15 protein-coding genes are annotated in these 16550 nt (G+C 38.0%); 3 read left to right on the top strand and 12 right to left on the bottom strand.

The window, feature by feature from the left end; genetic code table 11:
• Positions 1 to 8: 8 nt before the first annotated feature.
• Genes FCJ93_RS23135 through FCJ93_RS23145 form a run of 3 tightly spaced genes read right to left on the bottom strand, consistent with a single transcriptional unit; the run spans position 9 to position 3338 of the window.
• Positions 9 to 1376, bottom strand: coding sequence for a sensor histidine kinase (locus tag FCJ93_RS23135; RefSeq protein WP_137744799.1), 1368 nt, complete (start codon positions 1374 to 1376; stop codon positions 9 to 11).
• A gap of 3 nt (positions 1377 to 1379) precedes the next feature.
• Positions 1380 to 2063 carry a response regulator transcription factor gene (locus tag FCJ93_RS23140; RefSeq protein WP_095311571.1) on the bottom strand — a complete coding sequence of 228 codons (684 nt, stop codon included), beginning with the start codon at positions 2061 to 2063 and terminating at the stop codon, positions 1380 to 1382.
• A gap of 12 nt (positions 2064 to 2075) precedes the next feature.
• Positions 2076 to 3338: an FG-GAP repeat domain-containing protein gene (locus tag FCJ93_RS23145; protein ID WP_095311569.1), complete on the bottom strand. Its 1263-nt coding sequence runs from the start codon at positions 3336 to 3338 to the stop codon at positions 2076 to 2078.
• Between the two features lie 284 nt (positions 3339 to 3622).
• Here FCJ93_RS23145 and FCJ93_RS23150 point away from each other — a divergent pair, with 284 nt between their 5' ends.
• Both FCJ93_RS23150 and FCJ93_RS23155 read left to right on the top strand, forming a co-directional pair.
• Entirely contained in the window at positions 3623 to 3955 is a 333-nt protein-coding gene (locus FCJ93_RS23150) for a PadR family transcriptional regulator (protein WP_095311701.1), read from the top strand.
• Positions 3952 to 4911 (top strand): permease prefix domain 1-containing protein, encoded by a 960-nt coding sequence (locus tag FCJ93_RS23155; protein WP_095311567.1) that lies wholly within the window; start codon positions 3952 to 3954, stop codon positions 4909 to 4911. Before FCJ93_RS23150 ends, FCJ93_RS23155 begins: the two co-directional genes overlap by 4 nt.
• Positions 4912 to 5219: 308 nt before the next feature.
• On the opposite strand, the gene FCJ93_RS23160 is transcribed toward FCJ93_RS23155, so the two are convergent.
• The 9 genes from FCJ93_RS23160 to FCJ93_RS23200 all read right to left on the bottom strand — a co-directional run bounded on the left by FCJ93_RS23160 (position 5220) and on the right by FCJ93_RS23200 (position 15357).
• Complete coding sequence (locus tag FCJ93_RS23160; RefSeq protein WP_095311699.1) at positions 5220 to 5807, bottom strand: GNAT family N-acetyltransferase; 588 nt, start codon at positions 5805 to 5807, stop codon at positions 5220 to 5222.
• Positions 5808 to 6087: 280 nt separating this feature from the next.
• Complete coding sequence (locus tag FCJ93_RS23165) at positions 6088 to 7158, bottom strand: Ger(x)C family spore germination protein (protein ID WP_095311566.1); 1071 nt, start codon at positions 7156 to 7158, stop codon at positions 6088 to 6090.
• Positions 7151 to 8230: a GerAB/ArcD/ProY family transporter gene (locus FCJ93_RS23170; protein ID WP_095311565.1), complete on the bottom strand. Its 1080-nt coding sequence runs from the start codon at positions 8228 to 8230 to the stop codon at positions 7151 to 7153. Before FCJ93_RS23170 ends, FCJ93_RS23165 begins: the two co-directional genes overlap by 8 nt.
• On the bottom strand, positions 8230 to 9552 hold the full coding sequence (locus FCJ93_RS23175; protein WP_137744800.1) for a spore germination protein: 1323 nt from the start codon (positions 9550 to 9552) through the stop codon (positions 8230 to 8232). Before FCJ93_RS23175 ends, FCJ93_RS23170 begins: the two co-directional genes overlap by 1 nt.
• 484 nt (positions 9553 to 10036) lie before the next feature.
• Positions 10037 to 11137, bottom strand: coding sequence for an ABC transporter permease (locus tag FCJ93_RS23180; RefSeq protein WP_095311559.1), 1101 nt, complete (start codon positions 11135 to 11137; stop codon positions 10037 to 10039).
• Positions 11137 to 12396: an ABC transporter permease gene (locus tag FCJ93_RS23185; protein WP_137744801.1), complete on the bottom strand. Its 1260-nt coding sequence runs from the start codon at positions 12394 to 12396 to the stop codon at positions 11137 to 11139. The genes FCJ93_RS23180 and FCJ93_RS23185 overlap by 1 nt, the downstream gene beginning before the upstream one ends.
• A 13-nt stretch (positions 12397 to 12409) precedes the next feature.
• Positions 12410 to 13342 carry an ABC transporter ATP-binding protein gene (locus FCJ93_RS23190; protein WP_095311555.1) on the bottom strand — a complete coding sequence of 311 codons (933 nt, stop codon included), beginning with the start codon at positions 13340 to 13342 and terminating at the stop codon, positions 12410 to 12412.
• 246 nt (positions 13343 to 13588) lie between these two features.
• Positions 13589 to 14221, bottom strand: coding sequence for a response regulator (locus FCJ93_RS23195; protein WP_095311553.1), 633 nt, complete (start codon positions 14219 to 14221; stop codon positions 13589 to 13591).
• On the bottom strand, positions 14218 to 15357 hold the full coding sequence (locus tag FCJ93_RS23200; RefSeq protein ID WP_095311551.1) for a sensor histidine kinase: 1140 nt from the start codon (positions 15355 to 15357) through the stop codon (positions 14218 to 14220). Before FCJ93_RS23200 ends, FCJ93_RS23195 begins: the two co-directional genes overlap by 4 nt.
• Positions 15358 to 15520: 163 nt before the next feature.
• Here FCJ93_RS23200 and FCJ93_RS23205 point away from each other — a divergent pair, with 163 nt between their 5' ends.
• Positions 15521 to 16393 (top strand): Cof-type HAD-IIB family hydrolase, encoded by an 873-nt coding sequence (locus tag FCJ93_RS23205; RefSeq protein WP_137744802.1) that lies wholly within the window; start codon positions 15521 to 15523, stop codon positions 16391 to 16393.
• Positions 16394 to 16550: the final 157 nt, after the last annotated feature.

A 16550-nucleotide genomic window follows, 5' to 3' on the forward strand; every position in this document is an offset into this window, starting at 1 on the left:
GTTTCTAATTATGCTAAGGGCAACGTCACCTCAACCGTTGTACCTTTCCCGTAATTACTTTTAAAGATGATTGTGCCGCCATGCTTTTCCACGATTTTGCGTGAAATAGCCAGGCCGAGGCCAGCTCCGACTATATTGTTGTTAATCTTGTAAAACGATTCTGCAATAAAGGGCAAATCCTCTTCCTTAATTCCAATTCCTTGATCAGAGATAGAACAAAAGAGGCTCTCGTCTTTAATGATCACGAGTATATGAATCTCTGTTCCTGCTTCTGAAAACTTTATGGCATTATCAAGCAGATTTAATAACACTTGTTTCATCTTATTGCGATCGGCAAAAATAGTAACTGGTGTGCACTCGAGCTTTATTTGGACATTTTTCTCCTCTGCCCTTTTCTCAAGCTGAGCCGCAGCCTCTTGGACAAGGTGGTCAAATTCTATTGGTCCAGGCATTAACACCATTCGATCAGATTCATATCTTGAAAAATCCAATAGATCTTCGACAAGCTCGATAAGTCGCTCTGATTCACCCTCAATCATCTTTAATCCAAATTTTTCCTCTTCTTTCGTCAAATCATCTGAGGATTGGATTGTCTCTATCCATCCTTTAATACCCGTTAAAGGCGTCCGAAGTTCGTGGGAAATAGAAGAAATAAATTCATTTTTTAACTGGTCCGTTTTGACAATCTCATCAGCCATGTAATTCAACGTTCTAGCCATCTCACCTAATTCATGGGGAAACTCCTCTGCTATTCTTTTCTCAAACTTCCCTTTTGACATTTCTTTCGTAAAGTCAATAATCTTATTTACTGGCTTTACAATTGAATCAGCGAGCCTAAGACTTACTAGAAATACAGTAGCGGAGACAAACGCACAAACAAGAAACCCATAGGCCATTAGGCGCTCAATCATTTCATGTACGTTTGCGAGAGAAGAACCATATCGGAGAACACCAATTGCTTGTCCCTCTAATACGAGCGGGATATAAACGGCAATGAATTCTTCACCAGAAGGTTCTACCTTTTCCTCTTCATAAACAGTCGAAAAGTTAACTATATCGGGATTTAAATTATACGTAATTTGTTCATAAAAACCTGTAGATGATTGCAATAGCTCCCCTTGCAAATTTAGCAGTTCAAGATCTGCACCCTTATACTGATAATCCTTTATAATTTGTTCACTATAATCTTGAAGCTCTCCGTAAAGTCTTTCATTTCCTTTGTCCCATAATGGCGTTATGGCTTTTACATGGTTCTCAAAGGTATTTGCAATCCCCTGATAATAATACTTCGTTAAAGCATAGCTCATAATCGCCAGCATTAACCCAAGGGTTAGGGTAATGATGATCATAAAATATAAAATAACTTTTCGTTTCATACCCTATTCCTTCCAGTGATATCCACGTCCCCATTCTGTGCATAAATGGACAGGGTTGGATGGATCCGTTTCGATTTTTTGGCGAATACGCCTTATATTGACATCAACTACTTTAATATCACCGACATAGTATTCTCCCCAGACTTCATCAAGAAGCTCATCCCTAGAAAAGACGCGGTTTGGGTGACTCATCATAAACTGCAAAATCGAGTATTCCGTTGGTGTTAGCTTAATCTCTTTATCCCCATGCATGATTTTTTTATGTGTTTGATCTAATCGAAAAGAACCGGATACAATCTTTTTCGCCCCATATTCCCCAGCGCTGTTTAACCTTCTCAACAGTGAATAAATTCTTGCCTCAAGTTCGGCTAGGCTGAATGGTTTGCTTAAATAATCATCCGCTCCCATGATTAAACCTTCCACACGATCTTTTTCCTGAGTCTTTGCAGTAAGCATGATAATACCAACTGTTTGATTTTCCTTTCTAATTTGCTGACAAACCTCAAATCCATCTATTCCCGGAAGCATGAGATCAAGAAGGATGATCGCAAATGATTCACGCTGAAAATACATTAAAGCTTCTTCACCTGTCACCGCCTCTTTGACGATGTATCCTTTCTTTCTAAGATTTAAGCTTAGAAAGCTTCTGATCGATAATTCATCTTCAACAACGAGAATATTGGTCATGTAATGTCCTCCTCAAAACTCATCTTGCAATAAGTGAAATTGTGCAAATGGGAAACCCTTCATTTCTTCCATTTCTGTATAAAAAACCATGTCCTTCGTTTCTTCGAGAATTGTGGCAGACGCAGGAGCAAGCTTATCTTTCTCTTGCCAGCGAACCTCAAAAAGTACATTTCGGCTTGCAATATCAACTAGCTGGACACCGTTGTCCAGTTTATTCAGCGTCACTTTTTCAAACCAAACGGGTGGGATTTCAATATAAAACCTTCTCTCACGATCGGTATAGCGCTCCATCACTTTGTGGGAATCTCCAGCAATAGAATAAGTCGAGTAATATTCAATAAACGGAATATCTGCAAATGCCGTCTCTTCCCAGCCTTGTGGAATATACATACTCCCTACCTCTAAAACACCATCATTATTCATATCTCGAGAATAGAGTGGTTTAGCCTTAATCATATCTTCTTCCAATTTAATTAAACCTTCATCACCGAAAACAACCATTTCTGTCGTCATGGAATGAGCTCCAATTGCACTATCAATGAACAAAGCTTGATGACCATCACTTAATTTTCCACTTTCTACATTTTCGTGAAAGGCGTAAGGGTCTAGACTAACGATATCAAGTAATTGTAGTTCTTTATTCTCGTATTGAAAGAGTTCAGCATTATAAAATTCCCTTTTCTTCCCATGAATAACGAGAAGCTCCTCCCTTCCATCACGATTATAATCGGCAACATCCAATACATCGTAAGGTCTCTCTAATACTTGTTGAAAATTGCCATTGTTCCACTCATAAATCAATAACTGCTTCTCTGTTTCAAAATCGGAAAAGTAAAGTCCGATCACAACTTCCAAAACACCATCCTCATCTAAGTCCGATAACATAAAATAATCAAGCAAATAATAATCTGTCTCCAATTTTGTTAATTGCTCCCATTCCCCATCTTTTTCATGAAGAAAGAGGAGTTGAACATTTCGATCTTCCCTATTTTCCCTATACAAAACAACTGCTTCCAGTTCTCCATCCCCATTTGTATCCTCCACGATAATGGACTCTTTTGTTAATCCATGCTTTGCGGTAACAAATTCCACATTAACTGGGAGCAATTGCTGAACTTTTTCCCTTAATGCTGTTTTCTGCCTATCTCCACTTGGAGGTGATTCAATTAAATCGCTCGGCCCTTTTACTAGCAGACTCGGCATGTCAATAATGTCACAAGCCGATAATATGATAAAGACCGCTATGAGTATAAAAATTTTCAACTTTCCTTTCAAAATTCGTTACCTCCAAAATTTCACTCCACTTAAGTAACTTAATTATAATGCTCTTGAATCGAGGATAATTTACAAAGTAGTTACAATTTTGCTCCATTCCATATATTCCTTAGTATTCCTCGATAAATTAGGAACAACAGCATGTTGCAATGCCTATTTTAAAATTTTTTATAAATATTACTTTACCTGTCGTAGTAATTATGATACATTAAAATTACTACGACAGATGAAGTACGTCAGATGGAGTAATATCTATGATAAGACCTGCAGAAAGGAGATTTCTTTTGATTAGCAGTGATGTTATTCGGGGATATAATGATACGATTATTCTTTATTTATTGTTAGAAAATGAGTCTTATGGCTATGAAATATCCAAGCAAATTAAAGAATTGTCTCATGAGAAATACACAATTAAAGAAACCACTTTATATTCTGCTTTTAATCGGTTATTAAAAAACGGTTATATTGAATCTTTTTACAAAGATGAAACATTTGGCAAAAGACGCACTTATTACAAAATTACCGAGGCGGGATTACACTACTACAAAGAAAAATGTCAAGAATGGAAATTAACGAAGGAAGTTGTTAATCGATTTATTAGGGAGGATTTTACGTGAATACGATTATTGATTATTTAGATAACCTGTTTGCTACATTGCCGAAAACGAAACAATTAGAAGACATAAGAGCAGATATGCTGGCAAATATGGAGGATAAATATAATGAGTTGAAAAAATTAGGGAAATCTGAAAATGAAGCAATTGGCATCGTGATTTCAGAATTCGGCAATATTGATGAACTGTTGAATGAGCTCGACATTCAATTAGACCAAAAAGAAGCCCACTTCCCTTTATTATTAGAAGAAGAAATTGAAGACTTCCTTAAAACAAGCAAAAAAACAAGCATGCTTACAGGACTAGGCGTGACCCTTTGTATGCTTGGTGCGGCGTTACTCATTTTATTTTTTCAGCTCCCAAACTTTTCAGAACTTGCTGCAACGACCATCGGTGTGACTACATTACTTGTTCTCGTGGCCATTGCCGTTGGACTCTTTATTTACGGAGGCATGCTCAAAGACAAATACAAATTTATTGACGAAAAAGGAGAATTCTCCCTTTCATTCAATACGAGAAAACTGCTTGAGGACAAGAAGAACGCCTATCAATCGACATACGCGCTATCCGTTATTTTTGGCGTCATATTATGCATTCTTTCTCCCGTATCTCTTTTTATCGCCATGGCCATAAGTGAAGAAGCTGTCACTTACGGTGTTGTTGCCTTGCTTTGTATAATAGCCATCGCGATAAATATTTTTATTTACTATGGAGGCATAAAAGACAGCTACAATAGATTGCTGAAGCTTGAAGAATACTCCGAACGTCAAAAGGAAGAAGACAAAGTGGTTGGTGCAGTTGCTGCCATCGTTTGGCCACTAGCTGTTTGTATCTTCCTCATCAGCGGCCTAGTTTATCACCAATGGCATATCAATTGGATTATCTTCCCGATCACAGGTCTTTTGTTCGGGATGTTTAGCGCCGCATATCACATCCTGAAAACAAAAGAAACAAAATGAAGTAGCGTTCTCCCCATAGAAATGGGGAGAACAAAAAGCTCGGAGCCATTAAAGGTTATTCTAAGCTGTATTCCTTAGTGTTCATCGCTGTACAAACGATAAAAGGTCTGTTTTCTTTCGATAAACGAAACTTCTAAACGAGAACGAAAAATGACAAAAGGTAGTGAGAAGCTCTTCTCGTTACCTTTTGTCATTTTTCGTTTAGGAATGGTGGAAAAAAGGCTGATATGTTTCATACAAAAAGGCTGCCTTCCCAAAGATTTCTAGAATCTTTAGAAAGCCAGCCTTCTTGTAATATATAACTCTTTTTAAAGTTTCTTTTCATAACAAACACATTCATGTACTCGATTAAACTTACTCTTCACGCGTTCTCTATCTGCTCCCACATAATGAGCAAAGGCATGAATTGGCTTTAGAAATGGGATATCACTGGTAAGAGATGCCTCTGCCTCACCATTTTCTAGATAAACATGTAAATAGGAATCCACTTTGATAAAACCATTCTTTTCATACCAAGCCTGAACCCATAAATCATCTCTTGTCCATGCTTCTAAACGGCTAAGATTTTCAGCTCTTGCCCTTCGCTCTGCCTCTTGAAGCAACTGCCTCCCAACACCAGAACTGCGAAAATCAGGATGGACGGCTATATGCCATATCATTCCACCAAGTCCGGCTCCTCTAGAACAAACGCTTCCTTCCTTCGTTTCGTACTCAATATCTAACAGTCCAATCAGTTGCCCTTCCTCAACAGCAACTAATTCAATTGCGGGATTTCCATAGGTTTCTTTTTTCTGCAAAACATGGTCAAAATAAGCTGTATCCAAAAACGACAGAACTCTGCACCGAACCCAAGCTACTTCATCACTTTGATCGTATTGTCTAATCTCCATTTTTATCTCCTCTCCAAAACAAAAGTGCAAGGCCTTGCTCATCGCCGTGCAAACGTTAAAAGGCCTGTTCTTTCGATATAGGTAACCTTACAGTGCTAACCTCTCCAGCTAACTTATTGCTGGTTGTAATAATCCAAATACCAATGTTTGTTAGGCTTTGGCTGCTTGCGCTAGACGTAAACACACTCATTAAAGGGTTATTCATAATTACGATCCATGATATCCTATTCCATGGAAAAAGGGCAGTTGGACCGACTTACTTTCCTATCTTTTCTTAAACTGCCTGTTAATTAGTCTTCAGTTTTAAGATCCCGCTATTTTGAATGTCCACTTTAAAATCCATTGTAGCATTTACGCGGGGATAATACTTAGAACGCCATTGTTTTAACTCCTCGCGCGGTAGTTGATCTCTAAATAACTGACCAATTGCTAATATATCCGATTCCTTTTGTTGAATATTAGCAAACATGGTATTAAAGCGGTTTTCCAACTGTTTACTTAGCTTCTTTTTAATCATCTCCTCAGAAGTATCTTTCTCCACTTCTAAAACCGTCACTTTTAAGTAAACTGTCGTCAAAAGCTCCGGTCTTCCTCCTATAACTTGTGAACGGTGCCTAATCGAATCATCCAATATTTTAACCGTGGCAATATCCATAACTTCGATAATGCCTTGCGTGCTCTCCCCATTAAAGGCATTATACAGTAAAGTCTCTTTTGGATTAATCTTACTCACCATTTTCCCTTCTTTAATGACACCAGAACCTGTTTGTTCCACTTTCAAGGAATTTCCCAATTTTAAAAGTGGAACAGCTACATCATGGGTCAACGAATACATACTTCGATATAGATGCCAAACCCTTGTGAGCGCCACCTGTGGGGTCCAGCCAGCATCCTTTTCGAAATAATCCAATAAAACCGTTCCTTCCGCACTTGTATTCTCCTCCATCTGTGCAAAAAATTCATCTAGATCATCTTCACATACAGCAAACAGCGCTTTAGAAGGGATATCTCTTGAACGTAAAAATGCAGAAATAATTTTATTAAATCCTTCTTTAGCAATCTGCTCATCGACCACAATTACTTTTATATGCAATAAATCAACCTGGCTTTCCATATTTGTACTAATCTTACTAATGATTTCATTAATGCTCTGTCCACTCTCCTCAACAATCCTTGTCTTTATTTTCTCATCTGATGGATTCGGAATTTGCAAGTATACTTTGAAATCCTGATCTACTTTAGAAATCCCCAAAACAACAGGCATGACCCGATGGTTAATGTCCTTATTATCCCAGCAGCCATTTAAAAGCAACAAGACTGCAGCCATGACAAAGACTTTAACAACATATTTAGTCAAAAGATTTTTCTCCCTTCTTTTTGGTACGGAGACCAAGAAATAATAATAATAGTGGAGTCGTAAAGAAGACATAAAGATTCCATAATGAACTCCATCTAAAAATCTCTTCGAGCTCTGACCAATTGGGAATGAAAATGCAAAAAATGAACGTGAGAATGACTGTAGTCACAATTGAATATTGAAAATGGATGCTCGGGATATAATGATTCAAAATTTTTGCAGTTGTAAAAATAGCCATCGTTAAAAACAGCATCAAAAAGGTGATGGAACAAAGCAAAAAGAAAACCGTAATCCGATCAAAGGCTAGCCAGTTAATATTGACTGCGTCTGTTGCAACCGCAAACGGAAACATCATCGTTGACGCTGTCTCTTGACCAAAAGTGAGAATAGGAATATAAACGGAAATAAAAAAGAATGGGGCAACACAGAGCGCAGCGAGTAAAATATCTTTATTTCGAAAAGATAAAGCAGGCTGAACAAATCCTATAAAGAGATAACCTCCTCCTACTGCCAAAAAACTTTTAAAATAGGATGGATGTGTCAAGAATTGAAATTTATTACTCCAGATTGGTAATAAATAGTACCAATCAACGTTTTGCAAAGAGAATACAAGCACGAACAAAATAGATGGAATAAAAAGCAATGCATATAACATCGCTGCTCTAAAAATGGATCGTATGCCAAGTGACGCTAAATAAGCCGAGATCAGCAACAGCAATGCCATCACACACCATAACGGAGTATTCGAAAGAAATATAATGATAATAATCTCTGAATAGGCTCTGACGGAAACTACCAATACGATGAAGAAGTAGAAAAATAACGGCAGCAAAAATAAGAATGAATAGACTTTTCCAGCCTCCGTAAAAATCGAGATCACCGATTGACCAGGGAAATAGCTTAATCCTTTCAGATAAAGAATTAATAAAATAAAATGGCTCGCTACAGCTACAAAAATCGGGATCCAATGACTGCTTTCCGTACTCTCAATAATATTCCTCGGATACATAAAAAAGATTAATCCTAAATGTAAAAGAAAATATAATATTGGAACTTGCAAATTTTTAGCCACTAAATGACATCACCCTGTTCTCCCTTTAGCGGAATATATGGTATATCGAACGTTCTAATGTTGGATAGGTATGAACAAATAATGAAGAGCCCTGCAAAGATTCCAAGTATCCCATAAATCGAGGCCAAAAAAACGAAAATATATTTGAAAAGGCGAATAGATATAGAATTTTGAAAACCAATAACCGTCGAATTAGCAATCATTGTTGCCGCCAACACAATGATCAACAAATTGCTTACTAATTTTGCGTCCACTGCTGCTTGGCCTAGAATAATCCCACCCACCATCGTAATCGTTGGACCGATACTTTTTGGTAAGCGAACGCTCGCTTCAATTATAAGTTCCAGTACCAATAACATAAGCAATACCTCAAGTAGGGCTGGGTAAGGAACTCCCTCTCGGCTCTGCGCAATGGATAAAGCTAGCTCAATTCGTAATACTTCTGGATTTACTGATACTAAGGCAATATATAATCCCGGGGCCAATACGGCTACAAATATTCCAATAACGCGAAGACAGCGCAGCATCAGCGTCATTGGAGACAAAAAATTCCGATCATTCTCTGAAAAAAACATATCCGAAAGCTGGCTCGGCAGAACTAATGCGAACGGAATTCTATCTATGATAAAAACCACCTTCCCCTTCGTTAACGCTTGACTCGCCTCATGAGGCAGCTCTGTTATACGAAATTTAGGGATGAGTGTCCATGTTGAAATTCCAAGTAATTTCATCAAATCCTGCATCGTTTCCAAATTGGATTTTTTCTTATTTCGTAGATGCTCAGTAATGGATTCAACCAACTTCTTACTCGCTTTCTTTTTTACGTAAAGAAGTGTTACTTCCTTTTTATGCTCCTCTCCAATTAAAAAACTGTTGACGATCAAGTCCTTCGTCACGAGCTCTTTTCTCATTAAACCGAGATTTATGGATAAATCCTCAGTAAAAGAGTTCCTTGGTCCACTTAGTATCGTTTCGTTAGCGGGAGCCTCCACTGCTCTATCGAGAGTACGCGGCCTCGCCTTAATACTAATAAAGTATTTTTTACTTGAGGTACAGCAAACAAGATTCCCTTTTAATATTTCTGCATGAGCCTCTTCTTGATGTTCCAAGCGTTGACCTAACGATTGAAGAATCGATGCAAGCTCCTGTTCATTTCTCATATTTGTAACAACCTGTTCAATCTCTTGAATCGTGGAAGAAAAGTCCATTAACGAATGCAGTCCAAAAAAAATAAGCTGAAGATCATCGACTAACTGTTCAATTTTAAAAAAGTCATCGTTTTCCCGAAAAGCTTCCCACAAATTTTTCCAAACTTCATCCATATTGGAATCTCCTTTTCATAAATATGGTATAGTATCCCAAAAATAGCAAAATTATATGTGAATCTCCCAAAACTATTACAACATCTTCAGTTTTATTGTGAGCGTATTGAATAAAACAAGCGCCAAAATGCAGCGTTATTCAGTAACTAAGGAAACAGTTGGAGCAAAGCATACTTCTAAAATAAAGGCTCTGTTATATGTCGGTGTTGATTTTTGGCTCATTTTCTCTCTGATTCCATGAAACGATAGGAGAAAACGAGATTTCTCCTATCGTTTCATGAAATCAGAAGACCTTTCAGTTATACTGAAAGGCATGTTTGAAACTTTGGTTTCACATGAAATGAGCCCAAAATCATTTTAACAACCATTCTATTTAACAAAGCCAAAATAAAAAAGCCTGCGAAATGTTACTAAACGTAAAATTTCACCGGCTATGAATAATGTTGAATTCACCTGAATCAGTCCTTATGTCTCCACCATTTAACTATCCTCTTCTCCGCTCCACTAGGTTAATACCAATTCCCATGTAAATAACAAATATAAGCAGTAAAATGGCAACAGTTAAGGAAATATCATTCCAACTTGCATTATACAAAGTAATATTTAACATCGCTTCGGCCGCATGTTTTAACGGGAAAAGGTCGGCAATAAATAACAGAATTGGATTGCTGACCGTCCCTGGCGGCATATATAATCCACTTACAACGGGAATCATCGGGATAAAAGAAGTGAAGACCATATTAAATTTTTCAGGTGTCCTTAGAAAACCGCTTATAAGCATGGCCAAACTGACGATACTTAACGTATAGATAGCAGCAACCATCATGATTAATCTCAAATCGCCCAGCTCAAACTTTAGTACATATTGAAATAATAAAAGGACGACGCTTATTTGAAAGAAACCAATACAAAAACTATAAAGCAAATGCCCTACATACATATTTGTTTTCGTAACAGGGGAAAGGATCAATCGATTCCATATCCCATTGACTTTATCTTCATTAATTCCATTTACTTTGAAGCCGATCGTAAACATGGCGGCGAAAAGTGTGAAAACAAACAGTAATTGCGTTCCCATATCATGCTTAGGAATTTCCCCACCACTAACGGATTTCACTTCGGCCTGTAGAGGTGGATTCTCTAAATAACTCTCAACAACCTTCCTGATTTTTGTCGTATCCTCCTCACCAACCACCGCTTGAAGCTGAGCTTCTTCTGAAAATATGGTATGGATCTCTTGCTCAACGAACGGAACAATTGAATTATTAGAAGCTGTAATGATACGATAATCATTCTCCATCAATTTGATCGCTACACTACTTTTTCCAGATGCCACATCTTCAAGTGCTCCTTCCTCCTCTGTAAGTACAAAATTTAAAGCTTCGCTATCTTTCAACAAATGAATCCATTTTTCTTCTATTTCTTTCCCATTAGGTTCGGTGCTAAATACAGGCACGGTTGGCGGTTTTCCAAATGTACTATTTCCGAATATAAGGGTTGCTAATATACTCACAACCATAAATACAATGATTGTAACCGGCTTTCGAACATCTTTTTTTAATTGTGCTTTAAATACCGCAAGCATTATAGACTCTCCCTCCTTGGAAACAGTACCAGACTAACAGCTAAAACAATTGAAAAGAACAACACAAGGACTAGCAGTGGCATCAAAAGATTGGAATACATTCGATTTTGAATCCAATCGATCAGTACCGTTTGAATTAATCCGTTCGGCGTCCAATCACCCATTTTCTGAAATACAACCGGAAGGCCTTGAAGAGGGAAAAAACTTCCGCCAAGCAGTCCCATTAACATAATAATTAAGCTAAAAATCCCGTTGGCTGCATTAAGGTTCTGCAGCCTTAAAGTAATCGTAGTAAACAATGCGGACAAGCCTGATACTGTTAAAACAAAGACTGAAATGATTAGCACCAATCCACTCCAAAACTGTATGGAATGATCCGGAAAAATATTAAGAAAAAGCTGAGTAACCATTAAGGTAAGCATTATTTGAAACCAACAAAAGCAAAAAGTGGATGCCATTTTCCCCATTAAAAAAGCGAAAGGACTGCTATTTGATAAAACAATGCGGTTAAATACCCGTTCTCTCTTTTCAGTGACCGTTTTCATCGCCACTGTTTGGGCAATGAACAACGAAAAAAGTGTCGCCACCGCAATCGTAAAGTATTGTGCCATCGTGTATGCTTCAGAACTTTCAATTCTTTCCACCCCACCAATTGGAAGAACAGGTTCGCCCCCGTTTGATTCGTTTGTATTTTCAAGAGCAAACTGAAAATTAAGGCTGTTCACAAATTGATTGATCATCTCCTGCAGGGTTTGGACTTCAGTCGAGTACTCCTCTGCGTGGATGGAGATCAGCGCTCCCACTTCATCCCCAAGTATCCCTGCCCTCAATACATCAAGCGTAAAACGGGCCGGAATTCTCATATAGGCGTCAAGCTTCCCTTCCTCAACTTGACTAACTGCTTCTTCCATAGATAACTCTCGCATATCAAGCCAATCCTTAAACTCTGGACGATGAAGCATATGGTAAAGAACCGTTCCTGGCTCATGAATTGCTGCCTGCTGGAGCAGTTCATCCTTTTCTTCTTCCATCAGCTCCATTTCTTCAACCAATGCTTCAAACTCCTGCATATCTGAAACGGGATCGTCCTCCTGAACAATTCCTAACCTTATGTTTACTGAATTATCATCACTAGTAAATAATCCGGCGTATGCAAAGTTAAGCACAACAATAAGAACAATCGGAAGGAATAAAGATAATAAAAATCCTTTGCGATCGCGCCAAAATACGATTAAATCTTTTTTGAAAAATGACCACATTTCCATTGCCCTCCTAGTCTCTTAAAGATTTTCCCGTTAAGTGCAAAAATACATCTTCAAGACTAGGAATCTCCATTTGAAAGTGGATGATTTCTACCCCTTCCTTTTCGGCTCCATGGACTAGAGTACTTAAAAAATGACTCCTCTTTTTGGCAATAATCCGTAAGCCATTCTCCGTTTCATCCACCTGTCGAACATCCTTTATTAATCTTACGGCATCAATCAATTTTTCACTTCTCTTACTAAGCTGAACATGGAAAGTATCATCGTTTGAAAGAATGCTTAATAGCTCTGATTTATTACCTGAAGCAACAATACTGCCGTGATCCATAATATAGACACGATCGCATAATTGCTCAACTTCTTCCATATAATGACTCGTGTAAAGGATTGATGTTTCATACTGTTCATTTAATTTTCTGACCGTCTCAAGAATGTGGTTTCTTGACTGGGGATCAATCCCTACAGTCGGCTCATCAAGAATTAAAACCTTGGGCTGATGAAGCAACGCAGCGGCAATATTAATTCTTCTTTTCATTCCTCCAGAAAAAGTTTTAATTAGTTCCTTCTGTCGATGTTGCAAACCAACCATTTCCAACACTTCCTGAATGCGGCTCTCAAGATCACCTTTACTGATCTTATAGATCTCTCCAAAGAAATTCAGATTTTCATGAGCGGACAATTCTTCGTATAAAGCAATTTCTTGAGGGACAACACCGAGTACCCTGCGAATTTCAGCAGGATTTTTAATAATGCTGTTTCCATTAAACAGCACATCCCCTGATGTTGGCTTCAACAAGGATGAAATCATCGAGATGGTCGTCGACTTCCCCGCCCCATTCGGTCCTAAAAGCCCAACTGATTCACCTTTATTGACATATAAATTTACGTCGTCAACTGCCTTTTTATCTTTAAACGTCTTGCTCAAATTTATCGTTTCAAGCATCCTAATCCCTCCTTCATCATACTATTACCTAGCTAGCTCTATCTAAGCGTAAAAAAAAAGAAACAGTCTTACTACTGTCTCTAGTCACTTCCCTCCAGCAAAACCATGACTTTCATCATTATATTTTTAAGCTGTCTCATTTTCTCCATCTTTTCATGGGAAGCAAAGAAATTTTTGCATAACCCATTTCGTGTGCAGCCAAGGCTTCACACGAAATGAGCCAAAATCGCTTGAACAACCGTAGTTTTAAACAAGATTATGACGAATGGCGTAAATTGCCAGCTGTGTCCGATCCCTAAGCTCAAGCTTATTCAAAATTTGACTTGTATTATTTTTCACAGTACCTACCGAGATTGCAAGTCGTTCAGCAATTTCCCCATTGCTAAGCCCTTCCCCAATGCAAGTCAAAATATCTCTTTCTCGCGGCGTTAAAGACGGGTCCGCCTCCTTCTCTTCCCCACGTTTGAGAAGAAGCGGCATCACTTTTGCCGCGACGCGATCTTCAATGGAAAGGCCTCCAGCTAATGCACTACGGATCGAGCGTAACAAAGATTCTGTATCACCCGATTTGAGAATGTAACCACTTACACCGATTTTCAACGCCTCTAATACATATTGATTATCATCAAATGTCGTAAGCATCAAAATTTTGATATGCGGCCAACGGGCATGTATCATTTTTGCGGCTTCAATCCCATCCATTACCGGCATTCTAATATCAAGAATAGCAATATCAAAAGCCTGCCGCTCACATAGTTGTACAGCCTCTTTACCATTATCCGCTTCACCTGCAACCACCAATTCACCATCAGACTCTATCATCATTTTTAGTCCTTGCCTAACCATAATCTGGTCTTCAGCCAATAAGATCCGAATCATTCTACTCCTCCGTATCCAATTTTTAAATAACCATTTACGATAAACTTCTCTCTCGTCATATATGTATCTAAAGCACCACCAAATTTTTGTAACCTTCTACGCATCTCCGTGAGACCAAAGCCTTCCTCAAAATGAGTATATTCGGTCACTGGATTGCTCACTTCAAAGCGAAAAATCCCACCACCTGGGGCCTCAAATGAAATTTCTGCTTCCCGGGCCTGACTATGCTTCATCACATTTGTCAACGCTTCCTGGACTGAACGGTAAATAATAAACGACTGTTCACCCGTTAGCGGAGCTGTAAAAGCACCATGTTTAACAGAAAAATGGATTCGCAAAAAGCTTTCCGTCTCAAGCTTGCGTATTAAACGTAAAATCCCTGGTAAACCACCTGCTTCATTCACCTTTAATGATTTCACCGCTCTTCTCGTTTCTTCTAAACTTTCATGTGCCAGTTCTTTCAAAAATTGAACCTGATCCCGATCCTGTTCCCCAGCTTTGAGGCGAAATGCTTCTAATTGAATCATTAAAGCAGACAGCTTATGTCCAACAGAGTCATGAATTTCATGGGCAATTAACATCCGTTCTTCTTGTCTTGTTGCTTCTTCTTCTGAGAGAACGCGTCGCTTTACATCTCGATATTCATTAAGAAGCGCCTCATATCTCGCCTCCAAATCTTGATTATGTTCAATCGTTTTTTTATAAAAAATCATTCCCACCAGAACTATGAGTATACAGACTACTACAAAAATTTGCATCGATTGGGCAATTTCTGCTTGAAAGGCAGTTAAACTTAAAACGATTGCACTTAAGATTCCTAATAACAGACCTACTCTAAATGTCAGACGGTAAAATCCTTCTCCAATTAATAGAGAGAGTACAAGAATAAAATATAAATTGAAACCGCCATCTCGTTCAGGAAAAAAAGTGATCATCGCGATCATTGCCTGCATAAAAAGAAACAAACTGACTATTTTCGGTTTGTTCAAAAATAATGGCAAAATAAAAAAAAGAATAAAATAACATGTCATTGCAATTAAACTTCCTGTCAGTTCCATTATCTCTTCATTTAAGTACCTTATCCCAAGTAACCAAACAATTAAATTGAGTAAGAGCCAGAGCCAATATGAACGCAAAATATCCCCCCTCTTCCAACATAATTGTACCGCATTTTATCCAGTTCTTTAGGACTTATTGTAATGAATTTGTTCCTTCATAATAACGGAAACCAAAAAAATTCATTTTTCATTCATGTTATAATCAGGTAGATACTCATCTAACACAAGGGAGAGAACATACATGAAGTTAATTGCTCTTGATATGGACGGTACAACCTTGAACTCTCATAAAGAAATAAGTTCAGAAAACATTGAAGCGGTGAAAAAGGCTCAGCAATATGGGCACATCGTCATGATTTTATCTGGTCGCTCATCCTTATTGATTCATGAACAGCTTTCCAAGCATCATCTAAATTGCCCTGTAGGCGGCAATAACGGTGCTGAGTTATATGCGGAAGGTAAATTAATCGAAACTACTTCTTTAACTTCCGTTCAAAGCCATCAGATTGCTATCGAAATAGAGAATGAGAAATTGCCTTACAAAATCGGCACAAACAAGGGAACATTTGTCCACAAGGACTGGTTTGAACGATTTGATCAAATTCTAGCATCCGGACGTGTACCTTCTGAATACTTTGAACATAAAGATTACCAAATATTTACCGCCTCTCCAACCGTCTATGGACAGGGATTTTTCCAACAGTTTGAAGACATTATTTACGGTAATTCATTAGTACAAAAGTTTTTTATTCTATCACTTGATCCTGAACAGAAGCAACGCTTACAAACCAAGTTACAAGCCATTGAAGGAATCTATGTCACTTCTTCCTCACCATTTAATCTTGAAATTACCCATATCAATGGAAATAAAGGAAACGGCCTTATAAAAATGGCGCGCCATTTTCACATCCCACTCAAAAATACGATTGCAATTGGAGATGAAAGAAATGATCTGCCAATGTTTCATACGGCAGGGTTATCTATTGCAATGGGAAACGCTGATGAAGAGGTGAAGAAGCATTGTGACCTTATTACCTTAACGAATGACGAAAACGGGGTTGCCTATGCAATTGAAAATTATATTTTAAAAGAATCCTATAAGAGCACATTATAGTATTGCCACAGATCACAAAAAGAAGCCGTGCAATTGGGTACTGCACCCCAGAAGTTAGAGTTAAAAATCTAACCTCTGGGGTGTTTTTGTATGGCGAAGTATAGTGAAGAATTTAAATTAAAAATTGTAATGGAATATCTAAGGGGCAAACTAGGAT

Source organism: Robertmurraya siralis (assembly GCF_005502275.1).
Classification (GTDB): Bacteria; Bacillota; Bacilli; order Bacillales; family Cytobacillaceae; genus Robertmurraya; species Robertmurraya siralis.

Excerpts from the sequence above, each read along its gene's own strand:
- FCJ93_RS23135 (WP_137744799.1), bottom strand. The coding sequence starts at position 1,376 with ATGAAACGAAAAGTTATTTTATATTTTATGATCATCATTACCCTAACC.
- FCJ93_RS23140 (WP_095311571.1), bottom strand. The coding sequence starts at position 2,063 with ATGACCAATATTCTCGTTGTTGAAGATGAATTATCGATCAGAAGCTTT.
- FCJ93_RS23175 (WP_137744800.1), bottom strand. The coding sequence starts at position 9,552 with ATGGATGAAGTTTGGAAAAATTTGTGGGAAGCTTTTCGGGAAAACGAT.
- FCJ93_RS23180 (WP_095311559.1), bottom strand. The coding sequence starts at position 11,137 with ATGCTTGCGGTATTTAAAGCACAATTAAAAAAAGATGTTCGAAAGCCG.
- FCJ93_RS23185 (WP_137744801.1), bottom strand. The coding sequence starts at position 12,396 with ATGTGGTCATTTTTCAAAAAAGATTTAATCGTATTTTGGCGCGATCGC.
- FCJ93_RS23190 (WP_095311555.1), bottom strand. The coding sequence starts at position 13,342 with ATGCTTGAAACGATAAATTTGAGCAAGACGTTTAAAGATAAAAAGGCA.
- FCJ93_RS23195 (WP_095311553.1), bottom strand. The coding sequence starts at position 14,221 with ATGATTCGGATCTTATTGGCTGAAGACCAGATTATGGTTAGGCAAGGA.
- FCJ93_RS23205 (WP_137744802.1), top strand. The coding sequence starts at position 15,521 with ATGAAGTTAATTGCTCTTGATATGGACGGTACAACCTTGAACTCTCAT.